Raw genomic sequence first — 21,946 nt, 5'->3', positions numbered from 1 at the left:
AGTAATTACAAACTGGCCTCAAAATGTTTCACAAGCGTGCGCAATTCGCCCGATGTCGATGCCAGTTGCTTGGCTGAATTGTCCAGATCATTGATCGCGGCTACGTTGCTTTCTGTCAAGGAACTCATCCGTTCCATGCTGTTGGCCACCTCAAGAGAGGCTTGTGATTGCTGTTCCAGCATCGCAGAAATGTCTTTGGCCGATTGGGCAACACCGCGACTGGCCACCTTAATGGCTTGAAGGCTTTCGCTTGCTTCCAGAATCAGGGTTGTTCCAATATTGACTTCATCCACGGCACGGCTCATGGTTTCAAGGCCCTTGTTCGTGCCGCTTTGAACCTCTTGTACCGTTGCCGAAATCTCGGTGGTGGACTGGCGTGTCATTTCAGCCAGTTTGCGCACTTCGTCTGCAACAACCGCAAATCCTCGGCCAGACTCTCCAGCACGTGCAGCTTCAATGGCTGCATTCAAGGCCAACAAGTTGGTCTTCTCGGCAATTTCGGTAATGGTCCGCGTGACATTGCTGATTTTCACCACAGCGCGGTTCAACTCTTCAATATTTTGCTTGGCGTCCTGAACCACCTGAGCAACTTTTTGGGTCGCTTGCGTGGACTTGTCCATGCTTTGTGCGCCGGTATCCACAACATCCATGGCGTTTTTGGCGTGCGCTGAACTTTTTCCAGTGGCCTCAGAAATCTCTGAAACTGACACAGACAATTCCTCAAGTGCGGCAGCAACACCGTTGATGCCGTCAGACTGTTGCTGCGAGCGGGTCATCAAATTAATGGCCAACTGGCTTAATGCCTCGGCGTTGTTTTTTACTTCTGATGAGCTTGAAATCACGTCGGCAATAATCGCACGCAAATTCACCTGCATGCTTTTGAAAGCGGTATGTACCTTGTTGAATTCCCGTGTGCCCGTTTCTGGAATTTCATGCTTGAAATTGCCCTCTGCCAGGTTGCGCATCGCATCCAGCATGGCCTTGTTTGTGTGTTCAACCCGACTTTTAAGCCAGAGCAAACCCAGGGCGGCCGCTACAAACGATAAGGCTGTGCTGCCGTAGACCACCGCAGGAATGCCGATCAAAGAGAGTAGGGCGATGATGACTGGCAAGAATGCAACCACAGCCAGGTCCACAATAAAAGGGCGTCCCTTTGCAGGTTTTGTGAATGGGAATGTAGCGCTGCCGGCGTTTATTGCCTTGTACAAGGCCTCAGCCTCTGATTTTTGTGAGTCGCTGGGCTTGGAGCGAACCGACATGTAACCAATTTTCTCGCCATTTTGAGTCAGTGGCGTAACGTACGCATCGACCCAATAGTAGCCGCCGTCTTTGCAACGGTTTTTAACCAGGCCTTTCCAGGGTTCATCGCGACGCCCAGTGTCCCACAGGTCTTTGAAGGCGTCGCGGGGCATGTCGGGATGGCGCACAACGTTGTGCGGCTGGCCCAAAAGCTCGTCAAGTCTAAAGCCGGAAATTTCTACAAAGGCAGGGTTTGCGTAGGTAATGCGACCTTTCAAATCGGTTTTGGTCACGATTGGAATTTTTGGATCTAGAAGACGCTCCACAGCTGTAGTGGGAGCGGCCATTCTGGCATTGCGGCCTTTGAGTTCGTTTTGGGCAGTTTGTGACATGAAGGTTCCATACCATAGGGGTCGATTTACCTGCACATCATACGAAACAAGTGCCTGTTGCCAGGCTTTCAACAGAGGCCCAAATCGACCTCAATTTAAAGATTTACGAACGCAGACCAACCACAATGGTACGGGATTGGAATCCCTCGATGATGTCTTGGCCAGCAGCAACTGCTTCAATTGGCCAATCGGGATACACAGCACATGCAACCAATGCAAAGAACATGAATTTGTACATGGTAATACCCTCGAATAAAGTTTGAAGAACCTATGTACTTTTTCGGCCAATCCCGGCTGAAGATCATCGCCAGTATTGGTGGGGGTCACTCTAGGTAACCCTTTTTAACTGCCGTTATAATTGTCGTATAACTTGTATTATGTTAACTATTGTTTGTTGTTTCTGAATCCTCAAGCCCTTCTTCCCAGTACCATTAATAATAATCACACTCAGGGTCTTCCCATGCTGTCGCGCTCGTCTGTTCATAGCGGTTTGTTCGTTTTGCTAGTCTTGTTTTCCTCCGCATCATGGTCTGCGGATCGCTGGGTTATTCAATTTAAGGAAAACACCGATCGCGCCACGAACCAGACTTCGCTTGAAGCACGTCGCGCTGCAATTTCCTCGACCTTGGCGATACTTACAAAAGCCCACAAACGGACGTTTCAGCTTGTTCGCCCTTTTGGCGAATCTGGCGCGGTGGTTGTGACGCCGAGCCATGCGGATTCTGAACAGTTCCGTTTGCGTTTGTTGTCAGACCCGCTTGTTGAATCCGTTCAGCCAGATCGCCGTATCCAATTGCGTGCGCAGTCCCCCTTGATTGGATTGCTGAATGCGCTTGATCCGGCCCGCCGCAGCCGCTCCTGGTTTCACCAAGACATTGGCACGCAGCCAGCGTCGATAAATACCGGGGCCATGTGGGCTAATTTTCATGGCACAGCGCCCACAGTTGTCGCAGTTCTGGACACCGGGGTTTTGCCCTCGCATCCCATGTTGCAAGGTCATTTGCTTCCCGGTTACGATTTTGTGGCCGACCCAGTGATTGCCGCTGATGGTCAAAGCAGCTCGGGTTCTGACCGCGATGCAGACCCGACCGATCCAGGTGACGGTGTTGGCCCAGCCGATCTTCTGGCCGATCCAGTTTGTTCCAGTTTGAGTCAATCCAGCTGGCATGGCACTTTTGTGTCTGCATTGCTCGCCGGTAACCCGGTTCCTGCCGAAGGTGTGTTTTCGGTTAACTGGAATGCGGTGGTGGTGCCAATTCGCGTACTTGGCAAGTGCGGTGGGTTTTCGAGTGATTTGGCCGATGGCATTCGTTGGGCGGCAGGGCTTGGTGTGTTAGGTGTGCCCAACAACCCCTTCCCTGCCAAAGTGATCAACTTAAGCCTGGGTGCAGAAGGCGCTTGCGTACCTTCTATTGAGGGCGCGGCAATTGCGGCTGCTCGCCAGGCAGGTTCATTGGTGGTGGTTGCCGCAGGCAATGATGGCAGCACAGTGGATTCACCTGCGAATTGCCCAGGGGCCTTTGGCGTTGCCGCGATTGATCAAGAAGGTTTGAAAGCCAATTACAGCAATTTTGGTTCGAGTATTCAGCTTTCTGCACCGGGTGGAGATGGCGCATTTCCCATTTGGAGTGCGTCCAATACTGGTTTCGCGGGGCCGTTGACCAATACATACAACACCAAAATCGGTACCAGCTTTTCTTCGCCCTTGGTGGCAGGCGCGGCTTCACTTTATTGGTCCTTGAATCCTTCCGCGTCGGTGGCGACAGTTGAAAACCTGTTGAAAACCACGGCCCGTCCATTTTTGTCCTTGGGTGGCAGCCCCACCTGCACTGGCGATACCCTTGGGGTTGAGTGCAATTGCACGCGAGCCTTGTGTGGCGCAGGTATGTTGGACGTTGCGAATCTGATTAATACGCAAGCCTCCGGTGGACTGACGAATTTGTTTTCCAACTCTGGCAATGTGATTCCACCCGGGCAAACCCGGACTTTTTCGTCCACCGGTTCTCTGAATACGTCGGGACAGGAAGTCGCTTCTGTCAGCTTTGACGTCATCAATGTGTTGAAATCGTCTCCAGATGCGTCCAATCCTGTGTTGTCGGCCAGTGGTCTGACTGTGGATGTAACAGCGCCTGCGGGTGTCAGTGGTTTTGATTTGCGTGCACAAACCGCCAGTGGCAGAACCGCCATAGCGTCTGTCATTGTGGCCAATCCTGGGGCGACCTCCCCTACTTTACTGGCCAGTCTTCTTTCGCCATTGATTAACGGTGCTTCCGCGGGTGCAGGTGCACCCTCCTCGGCCGTTGGCGATGCCGTTGTTGGTGATTCAGGCAACGGTACTGGTTCCAGTGGCGGCAGTGGCGGCGGCGGTGGCGGTGGCGGTGGTGCCTTGAATTTGTTGGGTTTATTGGCCTGTATTTCTTTACTTCATTGTTTTAAAAGGAAAAATGAAGATTGATTTGAACTTGTTTGGATAAATACAACGTTAGAAGTGGCGCTCCAATCTGTGACATCGCTCAATGGTAAAGTTCAGTTGTTGACTCATTGGTCAGCAATTGATGCAGTAAATTTTGAGAGGTGTTGTATGAAAGCTCTTCGTTCTTATCCAGGTGTATTGGTGTTGTTGTTGATCGCGTCGGCCATGCTGGTTCATGGTTTTGTGGATTACATCAACTATGAAGTAGCAAGTCCGAGTATTTTGGCAGCTTTGGGCTGTGTGTTCTCCGCGTTGCTCTTGGTGGCCGTGTATGAGTTCAAATCATTCAAGGTCAACCGTAAGCTGGCGCGTAACAACAAAGCTTAATTGCGTTTGACACTTTCTGAAGGGCCAGTTTTCGCCGCATTCTGCGCGGCGATGACGGCCTGTAAGTTCTTTTGTGTGCTTTGTGTCAAAGGGTCGTCGCCCCCCAAGGCATCGGACCGAATAATATAAGCCCGGCTCAAGGCGATCTCCGCCCGCTTTAAATCCCCTGCCCTGTACAGCACCACGCCAAGGTTATTCAAAGATTGGCTTGTTCTAATGTCGTTGGGACCAAATGCCGCTTGTCGTACTTCAAAGGCTGTTTGGTAGTTTCTTGCTGCTTCTTGTAATTGATCGCTGCGCATTTGAAGTGTGCCGAGAAATGTCAGAATTTCAGCGCGAATGGGTTCAACTTTGTATTCAGGTGAAGAATTGATAATTTCAGCAAGCACCTGAAAGCTCTCCAGTGCATCCCGTTCTTTCTCCATGTCCAGCAGGCCCACTGCGTGATTCATGCGTGTTTCAAGGGTTCTGGCATTTGTTTTCCCCAGTCGTATTTCATAGACAATGCGCGAGCGCTTGAAGGCCGCTTCAGATTGTGCCTTCTTGCTTTGTAACGCATAGTAAGTGCCCAGTGCGTCTTGAACCATACCCGCTGGCAACGAATATCGTCCAATTGACTGTTCAACCGTGGTCAAGGTTTTCAGAAGATGTTCTTCAGCGCGCTCCGCCCGGTTGGACTGCGCATAGGTTTGGCCAATCAAGACCTGCAGGCGTGTCCATGACTCGGCTGCCGACTGATTTTCACGACTCAACGGGCTGTATTGGCTGGCTTCATTCCATGTGGATATCGCCAAATCTGCCTCGTTTTGTGCAAGGTAAGCTTTTCCCAGGGTTTCGAGAATTTTTACCCGTTTTTCTTGTGTAACTGGCCCGGTCAATTCAAGTCTGCAAGTCTCTACAGTGATGCCAACGGGCTCTTTGCCAAAGCTGTTTTCACAGCGGGTGAAATTTGAACTCACTTCTTGAGCCAAAGCGGCTGGCGCAAGCGCCCATGCGAATACACCCAAGAAAAAAGAAAAAGTCCAAGCGCTTTTCATAAACACCATTGTTGTTGTCATTCGATTGTTGTAACTGAAGAGTATTACTAAAACCAATTGCTGTGTTTGGCAGTACAAAGGTTAATAGCAACATTACTAGTCATCATGGGCCATCATTCAAGCGTTGAAGTAAACCGGGTAGAAAGTTTGGGAAAGAAATTTGAAACTCTCGCACTGGTTGACAGACTCATGGAAGAGAACGAAGCTCTTAGACATGAGCTTAACCTAAAAACTGCCCGTTTAAGGACTCTGCAAAAAGCAGTGCATGCGTTTTTGATGGGAACAGACGATCAAGACAGCAACAAAGCCAAGCTCATTGAGCAAAGCAAGGAGCAGCCATGACACATTTTGATTTCAAGGAATGGGCCGACCTGTATCAGGTAGACCCTGTCGCTTTCGAGCAGCGCCGTGAGGCCGTACTGGAAGGTTACGTGGCCAGTGTCGATCCTGAGCACCGTTTGGCGCTAGAGCAAACTCTGTTTAAAATCCGCATGATTCGCCAGCGCTCTAAAAGTCCGCTGCAATCGGCCATGGAGTCTTCCAAATTAATGTGGGAATCTTTTGGCAAGTTGCGCGAACAAGTTCAAAAACTGGAGCAGGAGTTGAGCCCTGCCCCCTTGAAACAAAACGGCTTGCGCTTGGTTGATCAGGTTGATCGCCTTACAGATCGAGCCGAACCCGTGGCCAATGTGGCTCGCGTGATTCCTTTTACGGCTTCAGGCAAACGCGCCCATTAACTGACACACTCAGTTTGCTTGAGCCCGCTGCGGGGGCAACTTCCATGCCCTTGCTCATCATGTCTGCTGATGCAGCGTACATTCTTGGGTAAGTCGGCGCGCCCTGGTTTTCATCATTGATGGATACTTCGCCCAAGGTGTAGCCGGTTTTACCAAATCCCTTTGCCGCAACGCTTGCCTTGTTTTGAAATTCCTTCATTGCACTTTGCAATAATTTTTCACGGCTTTGTTCAATGCGGGCTTCGCTTGGGAAATAGTCCAGATTACTTAGCGTAAGACCATCGGCAACATTCAAGTTCTTCTGTGTTTTCAATGCCTGCACAGGCATTTCAAAGGTGAGTGAACCCACGCCCTGCCAGCCCTGTATCACATTGTTTTTTCCGTATTGCGGATAGGTTTGAATGTTGTTTTTCAGTTTTGTGATGTCTTTGTTTTTCGACAAATTATTGATCGATTTCTCCAGAACCGTATTGACGGCAGTCATGGCCTCGTTCGCAGTGCCCGCCTGAATTTGAACTTGCCAGTTCAATCGCACCATGTCGTTGTCCACATCTTCACTGCTAATCGCGTTGAGGTTGACCGCGGGAGTTTTCTCGCACAGGTCAGCGTACGCAGCCGATGGGGCTAGCAAACCCACTGAGGTGCCAAGTAAAGCGATTCGCAAGGTGTTGGATAATTTCATGTGTCTTCTCGTGAAAGTGAAATAACAGTCAATTTGCAATTCAGGCATTGCTACAATGATTGAACCACAAACAAGCATTCAAATAACGCGTAATCCGCATGACTGGCTGACATGGCAGAACACCTGAGACAACCGAAGTCCCTGATCAGCACCCTGTTTACTGTGTTGATTTTGGTAGGGGCAGCAATAGTATTGTCGCCATTCCTGCTTGCTATTCTATGGGCTGGCATTATTGCCACAGCTTTCTGGCCACTGCACTGCCGCATCCGCGGACGTTTTCCCGGAAAGCCCAATGGCGCAGCATTTCTAACCACGCTGGTGGTTGCATTCCTGTTGGTAGGTCCCATGATCGGCTTGATCGTGTTCATGGTTCAAGACATTCTTCAGATCACTAATTTTCTGCGACAGGCCGACGATGCGGGCGTTGCAGTGCCGGACTGGTTGCCTCAAATTCCAGTGCTCGGCGACATGCTCGTGGCCAGCTGGAAAGAGTATTTGAGTGTGCCCAAACAAATTTCCGGATTGCTGCGAGAAACCCTGACCCAACGTTTGGGTGACGTACAAGGTACAGCTTCAGCTATTTTGCTGGAATTGCTTGGGCGGGTTGCAACGTTGTTTTTTGCTTTGTGGGTGCTGTTCTTTTTTTACCGCGATGGTTCCGGCATCAGCATTCGAATGAACCGAATTGGCACGGATTGGCTTGGGCAACGCTGGAAGCCATATGTGTCGCACATGCCCCCTGCCCTGCGCGCGGCCGTCAACGGTTTGGTCATTGTAAGTTTCGCAGAGGCCGTTATTTTGTCCCTTTTATTTGCAGCGTCTGGCGTGTATGCACCCGTGCTGTTGGGCACGATCACGGCATTGATTGCGTTTATCCCGATGGCTGCGCCTGGGCTGCTCGCGATATTGGGCATGATTCTGTTTTTAAGCGGTAACGGGGCCGAGGCCATTGTGCTGATCACAGTGGGCATGCTGGTGGTGCTGATTGCCGATTATCTGGTGCGGCCCTTGCTCATACAGGGTGGCACGCATTTGCCATTCCTGGCCGTGTTGTTTGGCGTATTTGGCGGGGTAATCACCATGGGCATTGTTGGCTTGATTATTGGTCCGGTGCTGCTGGTTTTATTGGTTGTGTTTTTTGATGAGGCCTCGCATGCGCATCATCAAGATACCCCCGAGTCCATCAATTAAATAATGATTTAAACAAGTGAGTTTCACCATGACAACAGCCATTCAATTTCCAACACAAATCGGCACCCCACTGGCTTCCAACGCATTGAAAGTGATGCTGCTGGGCAGTGGTGAACTGGGTAAAGAAGTGATCATTGCCTTTCAGCGTTTGGGGGTTGAGGTTATTGCGGTAGATCGCTACCCCAACGCGCCCGGCCATCAGGTTGCGCATCGTTTTCATGTGATCGACATGACGAATGCAAATGCCTTGAAAGCCCTGATTGCACAAGAGAAGCCCCACATTGTTGTGCCTGAAATTGAAGCGATTGCCACGCCTGCATTGAAGGAGCTTGAGGCTGCAGGCGCAGTGCGTGTTGTGCCAACAGCCAATGCCGCTTGGTTGACCATGAATCGAGAAGGCATTCGACGTTTGGCAGCGGAAGAGTTGAAGTTAAGCTGTTCGCACTACGCATTTGCAGACGATTTCGACACCCTGAAGCGTGCCGTGGAAAAAGGCATCGATGGGCAAAAGCCTGTTGGCTACCCTTGCATTATCAAACCCGTGATGTCGTCTTCTGGCAAAGGGCAATCAAAGGTAGACCACGCCGGTGAACTAGAGGCGGCCTGGGATTATGCAGGCAGTGCGGGTCGCGTGAATTCCGGTCGAGTTATTGTTGAATCGGTTGTGGAATTCGATTACGAAATTACCTTGCTGACCGTGCGTTCTCGCAACCCAAAAAACGGTGCGATTGAAACGTCGTATTGCGAGCCTGTGGGCCACATTCAGGTAGGCGGTGATTATGTTGAAAGTTGGCAGCCGCAACCCATGAGCACGAAAGCGCTTGAAGACGCCAAACACATGTCTGACCGCGTAACCACTGCCTTGGGTGGCACCGGCTTGTTTGGTGTTGAAATGTTTGTGAAAGGTGATGAGGTGTGGTTTTCCGAAGTCAGCCCCCGCCCCCACGACACGGGCATGGTCACCATGATTACCCAGTGGCAAAACGAATTCGAACTGCACGCACGCGCCATTCTTGGATTGCCTGTAGACACCAGCTTGAAAACACCAGGTGCCAGCGCGGTGATTTACGGTGGCGTTGAAAAGGTGGGTATTGCTTTTGAGGGCGTTGCCGATGCCTTGGCAGAGCCTGGTACGGATGTGCGTTTGTTTGGCAAACCAGAGTCGTTTGTAAAGCGCCGCATGGGTGTGGCGCTTGCACGCGATCCAAATGTGGATGAAGCGCGTGCAAAGGCCAAACGGGTTGCTGCAAAAGTGAAGCCTGTTGGCTAATTGTTAATCCGCTTTTAAGCCAAACCCAAACTATCGCGGTATTCTTCGTAGGTACCGCGGTAGTCTGTAATACCGTCTTCGCGCATCTCGAAAATGCGCGTGGCAATGCCAGAAACAAATTGGCGGTCATGCGACACCACAAACACAGTGCCTTCGTATTTCTCAATGGCGTACTGCAAAGATTCAATCGATTCCATGTCAAGGTGGTTCGTTGGTTCATCAAGCAGCAACACGTTGTGCCTGCCCAGCATTAAACGTCCAAACACCAGGCGGTTTTTCTCGCCACCGGAACACACTTTCACTTGCTTGCCAATTTCATCATTGGAAAACAGCAGGCGACCCAAAATACCGCGAATGACCTGATCGTCGTCTCCTTCTTGTGCGAAACGCTCTGTCCACTCGCGCAGGCTTAGTTTGGTATCAAATTCGTCGCTAACGTCTTGGGCCATGTAGCCAAGGTCTGCGTTTTCAGACCACTTCACATCACCGTAAGTGGGCTCCATTGCTTTGGCCAGCAGTTTCAGCAAGGTGGTTTTTCCCACACCGTTGGCACCCACAATACCCACCTTGTCACCGGCTTCAACCATGATTGAAAAGTCGCGAATCACTTTGTTGTCGCCATAGGCCAGGCTGACATTGTCCAGTTCCACTGCCAATCGGTGCATCTTCTTTTTCTGTTCAAAACGGATAAACGGGTTCTGGCGTGAAGAGGGCTTCAAAATCACAGTGTCTTGTTTGATTTTTTCAATCTGCTTTTGGCGCGATGTGGCCTGACGTGCCTTGGACTTGTTGGCCGCAAAACGGCGTACAAAGTCTTGCAAATCAGAAATACGTTCTTTGGCGCGGGCGTTCGAAGCCTGTGCCCGTTCGCGGGCCTGTGACGCAGCCAGCATATAATCGTCGTAGTTACCCGGAACCACCTGCAGTGTGCCGTAATCCAGGTCGGCCATGTGGGTGCATACTTCGTTCAAAAAGTGACGGTCGTGGCTAATAATAATCATCGTGCTTTCATACTGATTCAGCACGTTCTCAAGCCAGGCAATCGTGTTGATGTCCAGGTTGTTCGTGGGTTCGTCCAGCAACAGCACATCGGGTTTTGAAAACAGGGCTTGTGCGAGCAACACGCGCAATTTCCAGCCTGGCGCAATTTCGCTCATTGGGCCATTGTGTTGGTCAGTGGGTATGCCTGCGCCCAACAGCAGTTCGCCTGCTCTTGATTCCGCTTCATAACCACCAAATTCAGCGTAAACCGCTTCCAGGTCGGCCGCACGCATGTAGTCTTCATCGGTGGCTTCCGGGTTTGCGTACAGGGCATCGCGTTCTGTCATGGCGGCCCACATTTCTTTGTGACCCATCATCACCACGTCGAGCACCCTGAATTCTTCAAATGCAAACTGGTCTTGGCTCAACTTGCCCAAGCGCACATGGGGGTCAATGTCCACATTGCCGCTGCTGGGTTCCAGGTCACCACCCAGAATTTTCATGAAGGTGGATTTGCCACAGCCGTTTGCGCCGATCAAGCCATAGCGGTTGCCATCGCCGAATTTCGCATTGATGTTTTCAAAAAGCGGCTTGGCGCCGAACTGCATGGTGATATTGGCTGCGGTGAGCATAAGTATTGGAAAATTCAGTGATTTTTAACGAAGGGGGCATTATACATGCCCAAGCTTCAGGTGCGCCAAGTGGGTGCTCTGAGTGGCGCCCTAGCGTGGGGTTTGGGTCAGGCGCGCAGAGTGCCCGCTGCCAAGCATCAAGGTGCCCATTCCACCCTGAAACCAACAAGCCTTGGGGGTGCAGTGGCCAAAAGGAAAGTTCAGCAGCACGGGCACATGGTTCAACTGACGTTGCACAAATTCCGCTGCGCTGCTTAAAGTGTAGCCGTTGTCGTGTGTACCGGGCTTCGGCTCGCAAAAGTTACCCAGAACAACAGCCTGTTGTTGGGCCAGTACACCGGCATGCAGCAATTGAAGCAACATGCGCTCAATTTTGTAGGCGGGCTCATTCACATCTTCAAGCACCAGAATTCCGCCTGGCATGCTGGGTAGCCAAGGCGTTCCGAGCAGGCTGCACAACAAGGTCAGGTTGCCACCCCACACAGGGCCTTCAAATGTGGTTACAGGGTTGTGATTGTCGATCCCGAAATGCGCTGCAGGCCATTCAATGTCCACGGCGTATTTGTTGACGGCACGCAAAAAGTGTTCAGCAGTGAGTGGGTTTGCGCCCTGCTCTGCCCCAAAATCGAAACAGGCCATGGGTCCATGCAACAAAGTAGATGGCTCGGCCCCTGCTTTCATCAGCGCCAGTTGCAAGCTGGTAATGTCGCTGTGACCGCACAAGAGATGTGCATTTGAATTCAATCGTGATACGAGTTCAGGAAAGTTCAGCAACGGCAACAAACGACTAAGTCCGTACCCTCCCCGAGTGGCCATGAGCACGCTTGGGGTGTTCAAGCAAAGTGCATGTTCCAGACTGAGCACACGAGTGGTTTCGTCGCCCGCAAAGCGTTGCACACGCAGTCGAGTTTCAGGCATTTCAGTCACCTGAAAGCCGTGTTGATCGCGCAGGTTAAAACAAGCGCGATCCAGCAGGGCCTCATCGACCAGTGCGCCACTGGGAGAAAACATGACAATTTGATTCGGTGCGTTGTGTGGTTTTGTGTTCAATTCAATTCCGGTTGCCAGTGTAATTTCACAAATACTGTTTCCATGAGCGAACAGGCTCACCATTCAAATAATCGCACAAACTGGCCAGTATGGCGGCCTGTTGTTCATGCGGGCCTGTTTTCAACTCGGCACTTCGTTCTGCCAACCTTTGGCTAGCCTGTTCCAGGCCCAATAGCAAAAAATCTTGCGGCGTGTGAAATCCAAGCAATGCAAGTTCGTCAATCGTTTGCTTGTTGGCATTGGGCAGGTGCAAAAGACTGGCCAAATCGGCAACCGCCTGTTCGCGTTGCTTGCGGCGTGTTTTAAAGAAATTACCCAGCAGTTTTTCGCTGGCTTGTGCCATGCAGCCCGTTTCAAAGGCGCACGGGTGCCAGGCTTCGGCCTGTTCAAATACCGCAAGCGATTGATTCAGATCACCGTTGAATCTCGATTGTGAACAGCCCACTACCACCCGCCCTATGCGTGCGTGCAATATGGCACCAATGCACATCAGGCAAGGTTGAAGCGTTACGTACAAAGTAGCCTGTGCACCCAAACGGTAGTTACCCAGGCTTTGGCAGGCTTGTCGAATAACCTGGATTTCAGCGTGCGCGCAAGCGTCATTCAATGAAACCGGCGCGTTGTGCGCTTGGGCCACTGCTTTGCTGTTGATGACCAAGGCTGCGCCAATCGGCACTTCACCGTGTTGTGCGGCAAGCTCGGCTTGTTTAAGTGCAAGTTCCATCCAGGGCAAGTCTTCAGCCTGACCTTGGTGGGGCAGCACCGAAAATTTTCTGGGAAAATTGCTGGTTTGCATGTTTTCGAAAGTAAGCCAAAACGGTGCTGTCAGTTTGACATAAAAAAACCCGGCACTTGGCCGGGTTCATGTTCTGTTGACTCGTTCAGATTACTGCTCCGATTTCAACAAACGACGTTGATTCCAGGCAATGATTTCACCCACAATGCCACGCCGGAATGCCAGCACCACCACAATGAAAATGAAGCCTGTCACAATCGTGACTTGCTCACCCAGCGAACGGAACCAGGCAATGTCAGTGGTCACTGCCATCCAGGTGCCAAACTCGCCGATGCGGTTTTCCAGGGCAATGATCACAATTCCACCCACAACGGGGCCAGCCAGGGTGCCCAAACCACCCACGAGTGTCATTAACACCACCAGGCCAGACATGCTCCAATGCACGTCGGTCAGTGTCTCAAACCCAAGCACGGTAGCCTTCGTGGCACCAGCAAGCCCTGACAAGGCTGCTGACAGAACAAACACAAGGAGCTTGTATTTGTCGACGTCATAACCAAGTGAAATGGCGCGCGGTTCATTTTCCTTGATGGCTTTCAGAACTTGTCCAAAGGGAGAATGCACGGTACGAACAATCAATGCATAGCCCAACATACAAATGGCCAGTACCACGAAGTACAGCGTGAGGTCGTCGCTTAAATCAACCACGCCAAACAATGTACCGCGCGGTATGCCTTGAAGGCCATCCTCGCCGCCGGTAAAAGGTGCTTGTAGAAAGATGAAGTACAGCATTTGCGCCAAGGCCAGGGTAATCATGGTGAAATAAATGCCTTGTCGACGAATGGCCAGTGCCCCCATGACCAAACCAATCAGGGCTGCAAATGCAACACCGGCAAGCAAGCCCAATTCAAAGGGCATTCCAAGGTCTCGAATCACATATCCAGCCATGTAGCCAGCGCCGCCTAAAAATGCAGCGTGCCCAAACGAAAGCAATCCGGTGTACCCAATCAATAGATTAAACGCACAGGCAAACAGTGCAAAACACAACCGCTTCATGAGTAGCACCGGATACATGAAAAACGGTGCTGCCAATGCAAGAATGATTGCCGCAATGGCGATGATTGTATTTTTGTTCATTCTTTGAAACCCTTTATTTCTCGCGACCGAACAAACCGGCCGGGCGAATCATGAGCACAATGGCCATGATGATGAACACCACAGTGGCTGACAATTCGGGATAAAACACCCGGGTGAGCCCCTCTACGATTCCCAAGGTCAGGCCAGTAACAATCGCGCCAAGAATAGAACCCATGCCGCCGAACACCACCACTGCGAACACAGTAATAATGAGATTCGAACCCATTAGCGGTGAAATTTGAATGACTGGAGCAGCCAATACACCGGCAAACGCAGCCAAAGCCACGCCAAAGCCGTAAGTTAAAGTCACCATCAATGGCACATTAATACCAAATGCCTCAACCAGGCGCGGGTTTTCGGTGCCGGCACGCAGCAATGCACCCAGTTTGGTTTTTTCGATCATGATCCACGTTGCAAAACAAACAACAAGTGAGGCCACAACCACCCATGCCCGGTAATTGGGCAGAATCATGAATCCTAAATTGGTCGCGCCCTGCAAGGCTTCAGGTACTGAGTAGCGTTGACCTGATACACCATAGATTGAGCGAAACACGCCTTCCATCATCAAGGTGATGCCAAAGGTGAGCAGCAGGCCGTACAGGTGGTCGAGTTTATACAGCCACCGCAGCATTGTTTTTTCTATCAGTATTCCGAATGCACCCACCAGCAAGGGAGCAAGCAACAACATCACCCAGTAATTCAGGTTGAAATAGGCCATGCCCATCCAGGCAAAAAATGCCCCCATCATGTACAGGGCGCCGTGGGCAAAATTGATCACGTTAAGCAGGCCGAAAATAACAGCCAACCCCAGTGACAGCATGGCGTAAAAAGAGCCATTTACAAGGCCTAGAAGCAGTTGCCCCAGAAAAGCCTGCAAGGGAATTCCAAAAATTTCCATAAATACGAATCCAGCAAAAGCCCCCGACGTTTGTACACCCCGGGGGCTTTGGTCTTATTGAATTACTTCCACGAAGCGCACTTGGTTTCTGCTTTGGTGGTGAATGCCTGTTCGCCAGGAATGGATTGAACTACCTTCAGATAATCCCAAGGCTTTTTGGATTCCTTGGGGTCTTTCACTTGCATCAGGAACATGTCGTGAATCATGCTGCCGTCGGCACGGTAGTAACCGTTTTTGGCGTACATGTCGTTGACCTTTTGCTTGCGCAATGTGTCCATGACCTTGGCGCCATCGTCGGTGCCAGCTATTTTCACAGCGTTCAGGTATTGCAGGGTTGCTGAGTAATCCGCCGCTTGCAGGCTGCTGGGCATTTTCTTCATTTTGTCGAAGAATCGCTTGGACCACTTGCGGGTTTCATCGCTTTGGTCCCAATACCAGCTGTCCGTCAGGTACATGCCCTTGGTTTGTCCAAGACCCAAGGCGTGTACGTCGTTAATGAACATCAACAGACCCGCCAGCTTCATTGTGCCAGTGACACCAAATTCATTGGCTGCCTTGATGGAGTTAACTGTGTCGCCACCAGCATTGGCCAAGCCCAGAATTTGCGCACCTGAAGCTTGTGCTTGCAGCATGAAGCTGGAGAAATCGGATGCAGACAGCGGATGACGAATTGCGCCTTTCACTGAACCACCGTTGGCTTTCACCACCGCAGTGGTGTCTGTTTCAAGGGAAGTACCAAACGCATAGTCAGCCGTCAGGAAGTACCATGTTTTGCCGCCCTGCTTTGTTACCGCTGAACCCGTACCCTTGGCAAGCGCCACCGTGTCATAGGCATAGTGAATGCTGTATGGGTTGCATTCCTCATTGGTAATTCGGGCTGTGCCCGCACCAATTACGAAATTCGGTTTTTGTTTTTCCTCGGCCACTTTGGCCATGGCCAGTGCTGTACCCGAGTTGGTGCCGGAAATCAGCATGTCAACACCTTCGGTATCGAACCACTCGCGTGCCTTGCTTGCTGCAATGTCAGCCTTGTTCTGGTGGTCTGCAAAAACGATTTCAATTTTCTTGCCGTTCAGGGTGCCACCGAAATCAGCAATCGCCATTTTCACTGCTTCTACACCGCCGGGGCCATCAATGTCGGCATACAAACCAGACATGTCAGTGATCACACCAATCTTGATCGTGTCGTTGGAAATTTGCGCCTGGGCAGAGCCTGCAGCAAAAGCAAAAAGTACTGCCAGTCCGGTTGCGATTGGTTTTAATTTCATCATCATCATCTCCTTTGGTTGAAGTCCAATCCTTGAAAGGTTGGTTTTTATACGCCCAGCAGCGAATGCAGCACAGGCATTTTTTCATCGAGTTCAGAGGAAGCAAAAGCTTCAACAATTTGGCCGTGTTCTACCACGTAAAAACGGTCTGCCAAGGGGGCAGCAAAACGGAAATTCTGTTCCACCATCACAATGGTGTATCCCTTGGATTTCAGGGTAACAATCATCTTGGCCAAGGCCTGAACAATTACGGGTGCAAGCCCTTCCGAAATTTCATCGAGCAACAGCAATTTGGCACCTGTTCTCAGAATACGGGCCACGGCCAACATTTGCTGTTCGCCGCCCGACAGCCGCGTGCCCTGGCTTTTCTTGCGTTCAGCCAGATTGGGAAACATGTCATAAATTTCTGCCACGCTCATGCCTTTGTCTGTCTTTGAAACAAAAGGCGGCAACATCAGGTTTTCTTCAGCGGACAGCGAAGAAAATATTCCGCGTTCTTCCGGGCAATAACCCACACCCAAGTGCGCAATTTTGTGAGTGGCCATGTTGATGGCTTCTGTGCCATTGATTTTGATTGACCCTTTGCGTGCACCTGTCAAACCCATGATGGCGCGCAAAGTGCTGGTCCGCCCTGCTCCGTTTCGACCCAGAAGCGTAACCACTTCCCCGGTTTTTACGGTGAGATTCAAATTGTGCAGAATGTGTGATTCGCCATACCAGGCGTTCAAGCCAGAAATTTCAAGTGCAGTGCTCATCAATGCGCCCCTTCCAACACGCCTGCGCTGGAACCCATATAGGCCTCCATGACTTCTGGATTGCGGGAAACCTCTTCATAGCTTCCTTCTGCCAGCACAGCGCCACGCTGAAGCACTGAAATGCGGTCGCAAATTCCCGCGACCACATTCATGTTGTGTTCCACCATGAGAATGGTTCTACCGGCAGAAACTTTCTTGATCAATTGGGTAACGCGGTCTACATCCTCGTGGCCCATGCCTTGCGTGGGCTCGTCAAGCAGCATCAGTGCGGGCTCCATCCCCAAGGTGGTCGCAATTTCCAGTGCCCGTTTGCGACCATAAGGCAAGTCCACTGTCATGGTGTCTGCAAAATCGTCAAGATCAACAAGTGAAAGTAACTCCATGGCTTTGTCATTCAGCACAGAGAGCTTCTTTTCGCTTTTCCAAAAATGAAAGGAATTACCCAGGGGGCGTTGCAAGCCAATACGCACGTTTTCAAGCACCGTGAGGTGCGGAAACACGGCCGAGATCTGGAAGGAACGGATGATGCCTTGCCGAGCAATTTGAGCGGGCTTGGCCTTGGTGATGTCTTTGCCGTTGAATAAAATTTGACCCGACGTGGGCGTTAAAAATTTCGTCAACAAGTTAAAACAGGTTGTTTTGCCCGCGCCATTGGGGCCGATCAGCGCGTGGATATGACCACGCTGTACTTTCAAATTCACATCGCTGACCGCAGTGAATCCTTTGAATTCCTTGGTCAACGCCCTTGTCTCCAACACTACTTCTGCCATGGGTTCTCCATGTTGTCATTGTCGTTGTACCAAATGGCGCTGGGCTGCGCCATTTGTTAAATATCGTCAACGATGGTGGCATGTGTGTTTTCATTCGGGAATTAGGGCAAACCTCACCCCCAAGGCGTAAAAAAGCCCGCATGTGCGGGCCTTTTGTAAGGTTAGGGTAAGTGATCAGCCCAACAGAACGATGTTTATTCCCACTCAATGGTGGCGGGCGGCTTTCCAGAGACATCGTAGACCACACGATTGACGCCTTTCACCTCGTTGATAATGCGGTTTGAAACACGCCCGAGCAGCGAATATGGAAGGTGTGCCCAATGGGCAGTCATGAAATCTTGAGTTTGCACCGCGCGAATGGCAACCACGTACTCGTAGGTGCGGCCATCACCCATCACACCCACCGACTTAACTGGCAAGAATACCGCAAAGGCCTGGCTGGTGAGGTCATACCACGACTTGCCTATTTGCTCTGCCGTACACAATTCGGCAGCCGCATCTTTTGCGGTGGCCTTGGTGTTGCGCAATTCTTCAATGAATACGGCATCGGCACGCTGCAAAATTTCAGCATATTCGGCTTTCACTTCGCCCAGAATACGAACACCCAGGCCGGGCCCGGGAAATGGATGGCGGTATACCATTTCGGGATCCAATCCCAATTCCACGCCAAGTTTGCGCACTTCATCCTTGAACAAATCGCGCAAGGGTTCGAGCAAGCTAAGGTTCAATGTGTCGGGCAAACCGCCCACATTGTGGTGGCTTTTGATGCTGGTGGCCTTGCCTGTTTTGGCACCGGCAGACTCAATTACATCGGGATAAATGGTGCCCTGTGCAAGCCATTTTGCGTTGGCGCGCAGGCCGGCCTCTCGCTGGAATACGTCTACAAACGCTTTTCCGATAATTTTGCGTTTTGCCTCAGGGTCGGTAACGCCTTTCAGCTGACCCATGAATTCTTCGGTTGCGTTCACATGCACCACGCGCACACCCAGGTGTTTCGCGAATGTTTCCATAACCTGCTCACCCTCTTTGAGGCGGAGTAAGCCGTGGTCTACAAATACACACGTGAGCTGATCACCAATGGCCTTGTGAATAAACGCAGCAGCCACGGATGAATCCACTCCACCCGAAAGGCCCAGAATGACCTCATCGGAGCCCACCTGGGCACGAATCTTTTCAACCGCTTCGTCTACAAAACTTGGCATGGACCAATCGCCCTTACAGCCGCAAATGTCGCGTACAAAACGAGCCAATATTTCTTTGCCTTTTTGGGTATGCGTTACTTCCGGGTGAAATTGAACCGCATAGAAGCCACGGTCCTCATCGGCCATGCCTGCAATTGGACAAGATGGTGTGGATGCCATGAGTTTAAAGTTTGGCGGCAACTCGGTGACCTTGTCGCCATGGCTCATCCAGACATTCAACAGGCCATGTCCCTGTTCATTGGTTTCGTCTTGAATGCCATCAAACAATTTGGTGTGGCCGCGTGCCCGAATTTGAGCATGACCGAATTCTCGAACAGTACCGGCTTCTACCTTGCCGCCCAATTGCATGGCCATGGTTTGCATGCCGTAGCAAATACCGAGTACCGGTACACCAAGATTGAACACAATTTCGGGTGCACGGTCGGTGCTCTCTTCATAAGCAGACTGGTGGCTACCCGACAAAATAATGCCTGATGCGCCGTAATTCTGAATGCGCTCAGCGTCTACATCGCAAGGCAGAATTTCGCAGAAAACGCCGCTTTCACGAACTCGACGGGCAATAAGTTGAGTGACCTGTGACCCGAAGTCGAGTACCAAAATTTTTTGATGATTCATGAAGAGTTCTTTGAATGTCTTAAAGGTAATGGGCCCAATACAAATTCGGTATGGGCTTAACTAAGGCTCAACAAGCGGTCGACTGCCTGCACCGAGGTGCACCTGAGTTCGTCGCCAGACAAGGTGAGAAAATTGATGTCCACATCTACCAAGGCCTTCACGCCATGAGTTTCGAGTGTGGTTTCACCGAAGCGGGTTTTTAGTTGTTCCAGCAAACGCGTCACTTCGGAATTGGTCATGCCAGAACAAACGGCCACAAATGCATCAGCGCCAAGGGAGCCAACACTTGAACCGTTGGGCAATACGTCCCGCACAATTGATGCAGTGAATTTGCTGAAGTCGACAATTCGGTCACGACCAAACCGGTTGAGTATCAAATCGAACGAACTTAGCTTAACGTGTATCAAAGAAAGGTCTTCTTCCAGGCGGCAGGCATGCTCAAGCTCTTTGTTTAACAATGCTTCAAAGCCACGCCGGTTCCATGAGCCCACAACAGGATCAATTAGCAGTGAACGTTGATTTTCGTTGAGCGAGCGTACAAAACGAGTCACCACATTGTCATCGACGGGTTTGGCAATTTCCACTTCGACCAAACGTGCGAAATCACGTAGATCCTGCTTGTCTTCCACGGAAAATACGCGTGGCACGCTGTCAATCACGCAAAGCGTACCAATAGTGAGCCCGAAGGAATCCCGAAGGGGTTGGCCCGCATAAAACCGGATTCGCGGCCCGTCCACTACCAAGGGGTTGTCCGTGAATCGCGGATCCATCAAGGCGTTTTCAACCACCAAAGGCTCGTCACTGAGAATGGCATGTCCACAGAATGAAACTTCTCGATCTGTGGAGCATGCGTTCAGGCCTTGCAGCGATTTGAACCACTGTATTTCTTTATACACAATGGTGACCAACGCGGTGTCGATGTCGAAGTGCCGACACACCAACCGCGTGATTCGATCAAACCTTGCTTCCGAGGGGGAATAAATCATCCCCAAATTCTGGATCGCTCGTGTTCTTTCTTCTTCGTTGTGTGGAATGTCAGGTTTTTGCATGTCTACTTCGCTGTGTCAGCCCTTGTTAATCGACATGGTAGTTCGGCGCTTCTTTGGTGATTTGAACATCATGTACATGCGACTCTCGAATGCCAGCCGATGAAATTTCAACAAATTCAGCCCTGTCGTGCATTTCTGCGATTGACCTGCAGCCCACGTAACCCATGGATGAGCGAACTCCACCCACCAACTGGTAAATGATGGACAACACAGAGCCTTTGTAAGGCACGCGACCCTCAATGCCCTCGGGTACTAATTTGTCGGCGTTGTTTGCTGGATCCTGGAAATAACGGTCCGCAGAGCCCTGCGTCATGGCCCCCAAAGAACCCATGCCGCGGTAGGCCTTGTAGCTTCTACCTTGAAATAGCACCACCTCACCGGGCGCTTCTTCGGTACCGGCGAACATGCCACCCATCATGGCAGCACTCGCACCCGCCGCCAACGCCTTGGAAATATCGCCAGAATAGCGAATGCCACCATCGGCAATGACCGGTACGCCAGTGCCTTTCAATGCTTTGGCCACATTGGCAATTGCGCTAATCTGGGGCACGCCCACACCAGCAACAATGCGTGTTGTACAAATTGAACCTGGGCCAATGCCAACCTTCACGCCATCTGCGCCGTGTTCCATCAGCGCCAGCGCCGCACTGGCAGTGGCAATATTGCCACCGATCACATCCACCTGCGGGAAGTTCTGTTTGACCCAGCGCACCCGCTCCAGTACGCCTTTGCTGTGGCCATGGGCTGTATCAACAACGAGCACATCGACACCAGCCGCAACCAGTTTTTCAACGCGCTCTTCGGTACCGTCACCAACGCCCACAGCTGCGCCTACGCGCAATTTGCCGTGAATGTCTTTGCTGGCCCAAGGGTGTTCAGTGGCTTTCTGAATATCTTTAACAGTGATCAAGCCTTTCAGCGTGTTGTCCGCATCCATCACCAACACGCGCTCCAGGCGGTGCTTGTGCATGAGTGCTTTGGCTTGTTCCAGGCTGTCGTCTTCTGACACCGTGACCAAGCGCTCACGCGGGGTCATCACGTTGGAAACGGGCTGATCCAGTTTGGTTTCGAAACGCAAGTCGCGGTTCGTGACAATGCCCACCACCTTGCCGTTCTTGACAACAGGCAGGCCTGAGATTTTGTGTTGTTGTGTAAGTGCTATGACCTGACGAACTGTGAGTTCGGGCTCGATCGTAATCGGATCGCGAAGTACGCCAGACTCGTGGCGTTTTACTTTCGCTACCTCGGCTGCTTGCTGCGTTGCTGTCAGGTTCTTGTGAACAATACCGATCCCACCTTCCTGTGCCATGGCAATGGCCAGCCTGGCTTCAGTCACAGTGTCCATGGCGGCGGACACCAGAGGAATGTTCAGGCTGATGTTTCGAGTCAGTTGGGTAGACAGGGATGTGTCTTTGGGAAGAACGTCTGAGAACGCAGGAACCAGCAATACATCATCAAACGTTAACGCTTTCTGCGTGACACGCATGCAATTTCTCCTTGCGCAAAAG

Annotated in this window: 21 protein-coding genes; 6 read left to right on the top strand and 15 right to left on the bottom strand. The window is 51.2% G+C overall.

Annotation, left to right across the window (positions count from 1 at the left end):
* Positions 1–5: 5 nt before the first annotated feature.
* A complete protein-coding gene (locus P0D43_RS10980) occupies positions 6–1,631 on the bottom strand; it encodes a methyl-accepting chemotaxis protein (RefSeq protein WP_394672423.1) in 1,626 nt (541 codons plus the stop codon).
* A gap of 103 nt (positions 1,632–1,734) precedes the next feature.
* Complete coding sequence (locus P0D43_RS10975) at positions 1,735–1,869, bottom strand: hypothetical protein (RefSeq protein ID WP_256366116.1); 135 nt, start codon at positions 1,867–1,869, stop codon at positions 1,735–1,737.
* 270 nt (positions 1,870–2,139) lie between these two features.
* Here P0D43_RS10975 and P0D43_RS10970 point away from each other — a divergent pair, with 270 nt between their 5' ends.
* Together P0D43_RS10970 and P0D43_RS10965 are read left to right on the top strand one after the other, a co-directional pair.
* Entirely contained in the window at positions 2,140–4,086 is a 1,947-nt protein-coding gene (locus P0D43_RS10970; protein ID WP_394672422.1) for a S8 family peptidase, read from the top strand.
* A gap of 126 nt (positions 4,087–4,212) precedes the next feature.
* A complete protein-coding gene (locus P0D43_RS10965) occupies positions 4,213–4,431 on the top strand; it encodes a hypothetical protein (RefSeq protein ID WP_159570336.1) in 219 nt (72 codons plus the stop codon).
* On the opposite strand, the gene P0D43_RS10960 is transcribed toward P0D43_RS10965, so the two are convergent.
* Positions 4,428–5,489 (bottom strand): tetratricopeptide repeat protein, encoded by a 1,062-nt coding sequence (locus P0D43_RS10960; protein ID WP_159570333.1) that lies wholly within the window; start codon positions 5,487–5,489, stop codon positions 4,428–4,430. The genes P0D43_RS10965 and P0D43_RS10960 overlap by 4 nt on opposite strands.
* 84 nt (positions 5,490–5,573) lie before the next feature.
* Between P0D43_RS10960 and P0D43_RS10955 the strand changes: the two genes are divergently transcribed.
* Together P0D43_RS10955 and P0D43_RS10950 are read left to right on the top strand one after the other, a co-directional pair.
* On the top strand, positions 5,574–5,810 hold the full coding sequence (locus tag P0D43_RS10955; protein WP_159570330.1) for a hypothetical protein: 237 nt from the start codon (positions 5,574–5,576) through the stop codon (positions 5,808–5,810).
* The gene (locus tag P0D43_RS10950; RefSeq protein ID WP_159570327.1) at positions 5,807–6,205 is read left to right on the top strand and encodes a DUF3135 domain-containing protein; all 399 of its coding nucleotides are present in this window, start codon (positions 5,807–5,809) and stop codon (positions 6,203–6,205) included. The genes P0D43_RS10955 and P0D43_RS10950 overlap by 4 nt, the downstream gene beginning before the upstream one ends.
* Here P0D43_RS10950 and P0D43_RS10945 read toward each other — a convergent pair.
* On the bottom strand, positions 6,177–6,887 hold the full coding sequence (locus P0D43_RS10945; RefSeq protein ID WP_394672421.1) for an SIMPL domain-containing protein: 711 nt from the start codon (positions 6,885–6,887) through the stop codon (positions 6,177–6,179). The two genes, P0D43_RS10950 and P0D43_RS10945, sit on opposite strands and share 29 nt — an antisense overlap.
* A 111-nt stretch (positions 6,888–6,998) precedes the next feature.
* On the opposite strand from P0D43_RS10945, the gene P0D43_RS10940 reads away from it, so the two are divergent.
* Both P0D43_RS10940 and purT read left to right on the top strand, forming a co-directional pair.
* A complete protein-coding gene (locus P0D43_RS10940; protein ID WP_394672420.1) occupies positions 6,999–8,078 on the top strand; it encodes an AI-2E family transporter in 1,080 nt (359 codons plus the stop codon).
* 40 nt (positions 8,079–8,118) lie between these two features.
* Complete coding sequence (gene purT / locus P0D43_RS10935; protein WP_394673721.1) at positions 8,119–9,348, top strand: formate-dependent phosphoribosylglycinamide formyltransferase; 1,230 nt, start codon at positions 8,119–8,121, stop codon at positions 9,346–9,348.
* A gap of 14 nt (positions 9,349–9,362) precedes the next feature.
* Here the strand turns inward: purT and P0D43_RS10930 are convergent, their stop codons facing one another.
* From P0D43_RS10930 to guaB, 11 genes are all read right to left on the bottom strand, one after another.
* A complete protein-coding gene (locus P0D43_RS10930) occupies positions 9,363–10,961 on the bottom strand; it encodes an ABC-F family ATPase (protein ID WP_394672419.1) in 1,599 nt (532 codons plus the stop codon).
* Positions 10,962–11,051: 90 nt separating this feature from the next.
* On the bottom strand, positions 11,052–12,011 hold the full coding sequence (locus P0D43_RS10925) for an LD-carboxypeptidase (protein ID WP_394672418.1): 960 nt from the start codon (positions 12,009–12,011) through the stop codon (positions 11,052–11,054).
* A 25-nt stretch (positions 12,012–12,036) separates the two neighbouring features.
* Positions 12,037–12,774, bottom strand: a complete 738-nt coding sequence (locus P0D43_RS10920; RefSeq protein WP_394672417.1) for a nucleoside deaminase — start codon at positions 12,772–12,774, stop codon at positions 12,037–12,039.
* 123 nt (positions 12,775–12,897) lie between these two features.
* On the bottom strand, positions 12,898–13,881 hold the full coding sequence (locus tag P0D43_RS10915; RefSeq protein WP_394672416.1) for a branched-chain amino acid ABC transporter permease: 984 nt from the start codon (positions 13,879–13,881) through the stop codon (positions 12,898–12,900).
* A 13-nt stretch (positions 13,882–13,894) separates the two neighbouring features.
* Positions 13,895–14,779 (bottom strand): branched-chain amino acid ABC transporter permease, encoded by an 885-nt coding sequence (locus P0D43_RS10910; RefSeq protein WP_394672415.1) that lies wholly within the window; start codon positions 14,777–14,779, stop codon positions 13,895–13,897.
* Between the two features lie 62 nt (positions 14,780–14,841).
* Positions 14,842–16,047, bottom strand: coding sequence for an ABC transporter substrate-binding protein (locus P0D43_RS10905; RefSeq protein ID WP_159570303.1), 1,206 nt, complete (start codon positions 16,045–16,047; stop codon positions 14,842–14,844).
* 47 nt (positions 16,048–16,094) lie between these two features.
* Positions 16,095–16,802 (bottom strand): ABC transporter ATP-binding protein, encoded by a 708-nt coding sequence (locus tag P0D43_RS10900; protein WP_159570300.1) that lies wholly within the window; start codon positions 16,800–16,802, stop codon positions 16,095–16,097.
* Entirely contained in the window at positions 16,802–17,572 is a 771-nt protein-coding gene (locus P0D43_RS10895; protein ID WP_394672414.1) for an ABC transporter ATP-binding protein, read from the bottom strand. The genes P0D43_RS10900 and P0D43_RS10895 overlap by 1 nt, the downstream gene beginning before the upstream one ends.
* 194 nt (positions 17,573–17,766) lie before the next feature.
* Positions 17,767–19,389 carry a glutamine-hydrolyzing GMP synthase gene (gene guaA / locus P0D43_RS10890; RefSeq protein WP_394672413.1) on the bottom strand — a complete coding sequence of 541 codons (1,623 nt, stop codon included), beginning with the start codon at positions 19,387–19,389 and terminating at the stop codon, positions 17,767–17,769.
* A gap of 56 nt (positions 19,390–19,445) precedes the next feature.
* Complete coding sequence (locus P0D43_RS10885) at positions 19,446–20,438, bottom strand: GAF domain-containing protein (RefSeq protein WP_394672412.1); 993 nt, start codon at positions 20,436–20,438, stop codon at positions 19,446–19,448.
* 25 nt (positions 20,439–20,463) lie between these two features.
* The gene (gene guaB, locus P0D43_RS10880) at positions 20,464–21,924 is read right to left on the bottom strand and encodes an IMP dehydrogenase (RefSeq protein ID WP_159570289.1); all 1,461 of its coding nucleotides are present in this window, start codon (positions 21,922–21,924) and stop codon (positions 20,464–20,466) included.
* Positions 21,925–21,946: the final 22 nt, after the last annotated feature.

Origin of the sequence: Limnobacter sp. (assembly GCF_043511195.1) — a bacterium.
Lineage (GTDB): Bacteria > Pseudomonadota > Gammaproteobacteria > Burkholderiales > Burkholderiaceae_B > Limnobacter.
Note: the sequence above shows the minus strand (reverse complement) of the source record. Positions and strands in the feature narration are given on the sequence as shown.

Bases quoted from the DNA above. Each gene is read 5' to 3' on its own strand.
- P0D43_RS10905 (WP_159570303.1), bottom strand. From the start codon at position 16,047: ATGAAATTAAAACCAATCGCAACCGGACTGGCAGTACTTTTTGCTTTT.
- P0D43_RS10960 (WP_159570333.1), bottom strand. From the start codon at position 5,489: ATGACAACAACAATGGTGTTTATGAAAAGCGCTTGGACTTTTTCTTTT.
- P0D43_RS10950 (WP_159570327.1), top strand. From the start codon at position 5,807: ATGACACATTTTGATTTCAAGGAATGGGCCGACCTGTATCAGGTAGAC.
- P0D43_RS10900 (WP_159570300.1), bottom strand. From the start codon at position 16,802: ATGAGCACTGCACTTGAAATTTCTGGCTTGAACGCCTGGTATGGCGAA.
- P0D43_RS10895 (WP_394672414.1), bottom strand. From the start codon at position 17,572: ATGGCAGAAGTAGTGTTGGAGACAAGGGCGTTGACCAAGGAATTCAAA.
- P0D43_RS10940 (WP_394672420.1), top strand. From the start codon at position 6,999: ATGGCAGAACACCTGAGACAACCGAAGTCCCTGATCAGCACCCTGTTT.
- P0D43_RS10975 (WP_256366116.1), bottom strand. From the start codon at position 1,869: ATGTACAAATTCATGTTCTTTGCATTGGTTGCATGTGCTGTGTATCCC.
- guaA (WP_394672413.1), bottom strand. From the start codon at position 19,389: ATGAATCATCAAAAAATTTTGGTACTCGACTTCGGGTCACAGGTCACT.
- P0D43_RS10885 (WP_394672412.1), bottom strand. From the start codon at position 20,438: ATGCAAAAACCTGACATTCCACACAACGAAGAAGAAAGAACACGAGCG.
- P0D43_RS10955 (WP_159570330.1), top strand. From the start codon at position 5,574: ATGGGCCATCATTCAAGCGTTGAAGTAAACCGGGTAGAAAGTTTGGGA.
- guaB (WP_159570289.1), bottom strand. From the start codon at position 21,924: ATGCGTGTCACGCAGAAAGCGTTAACGTTTGATGATGTATTGCTGGTT.
- P0D43_RS10945 (WP_394672421.1), bottom strand. From the start codon at position 6,887: ATGAAATTATCCAACACCTTGCGAATCGCTTTACTTGGCACCTCAGTG.
- P0D43_RS10930 (WP_394672419.1), bottom strand. From the start codon at position 10,961: ATGCTCACCGCAGCCAATATCACCATGCAGTTCGGCGCCAAGCCGCTT.
- P0D43_RS10965 (WP_159570336.1), top strand. From the start codon at position 4,213: ATGAAAGCTCTTCGTTCTTATCCAGGTGTATTGGTGTTGTTGTTGATC.
- P0D43_RS10915 (WP_394672416.1), bottom strand. From the start codon at position 13,881: ATGAACAAAAATACAATCATCGCCATTGCGGCAATCATTCTTGCATTG.
- P0D43_RS10910 (WP_394672415.1), bottom strand. From the start codon at position 14,779: ATGGAAATTTTTGGAATTCCCTTGCAGGCTTTTCTGGGGCAACTGCTT.
- P0D43_RS10980 (WP_394672423.1), bottom strand. From the start codon at position 1,631: ATGTCACAAACTGCCCAAAACGAACTCAAAGGCCGCAATGCCAGAATG.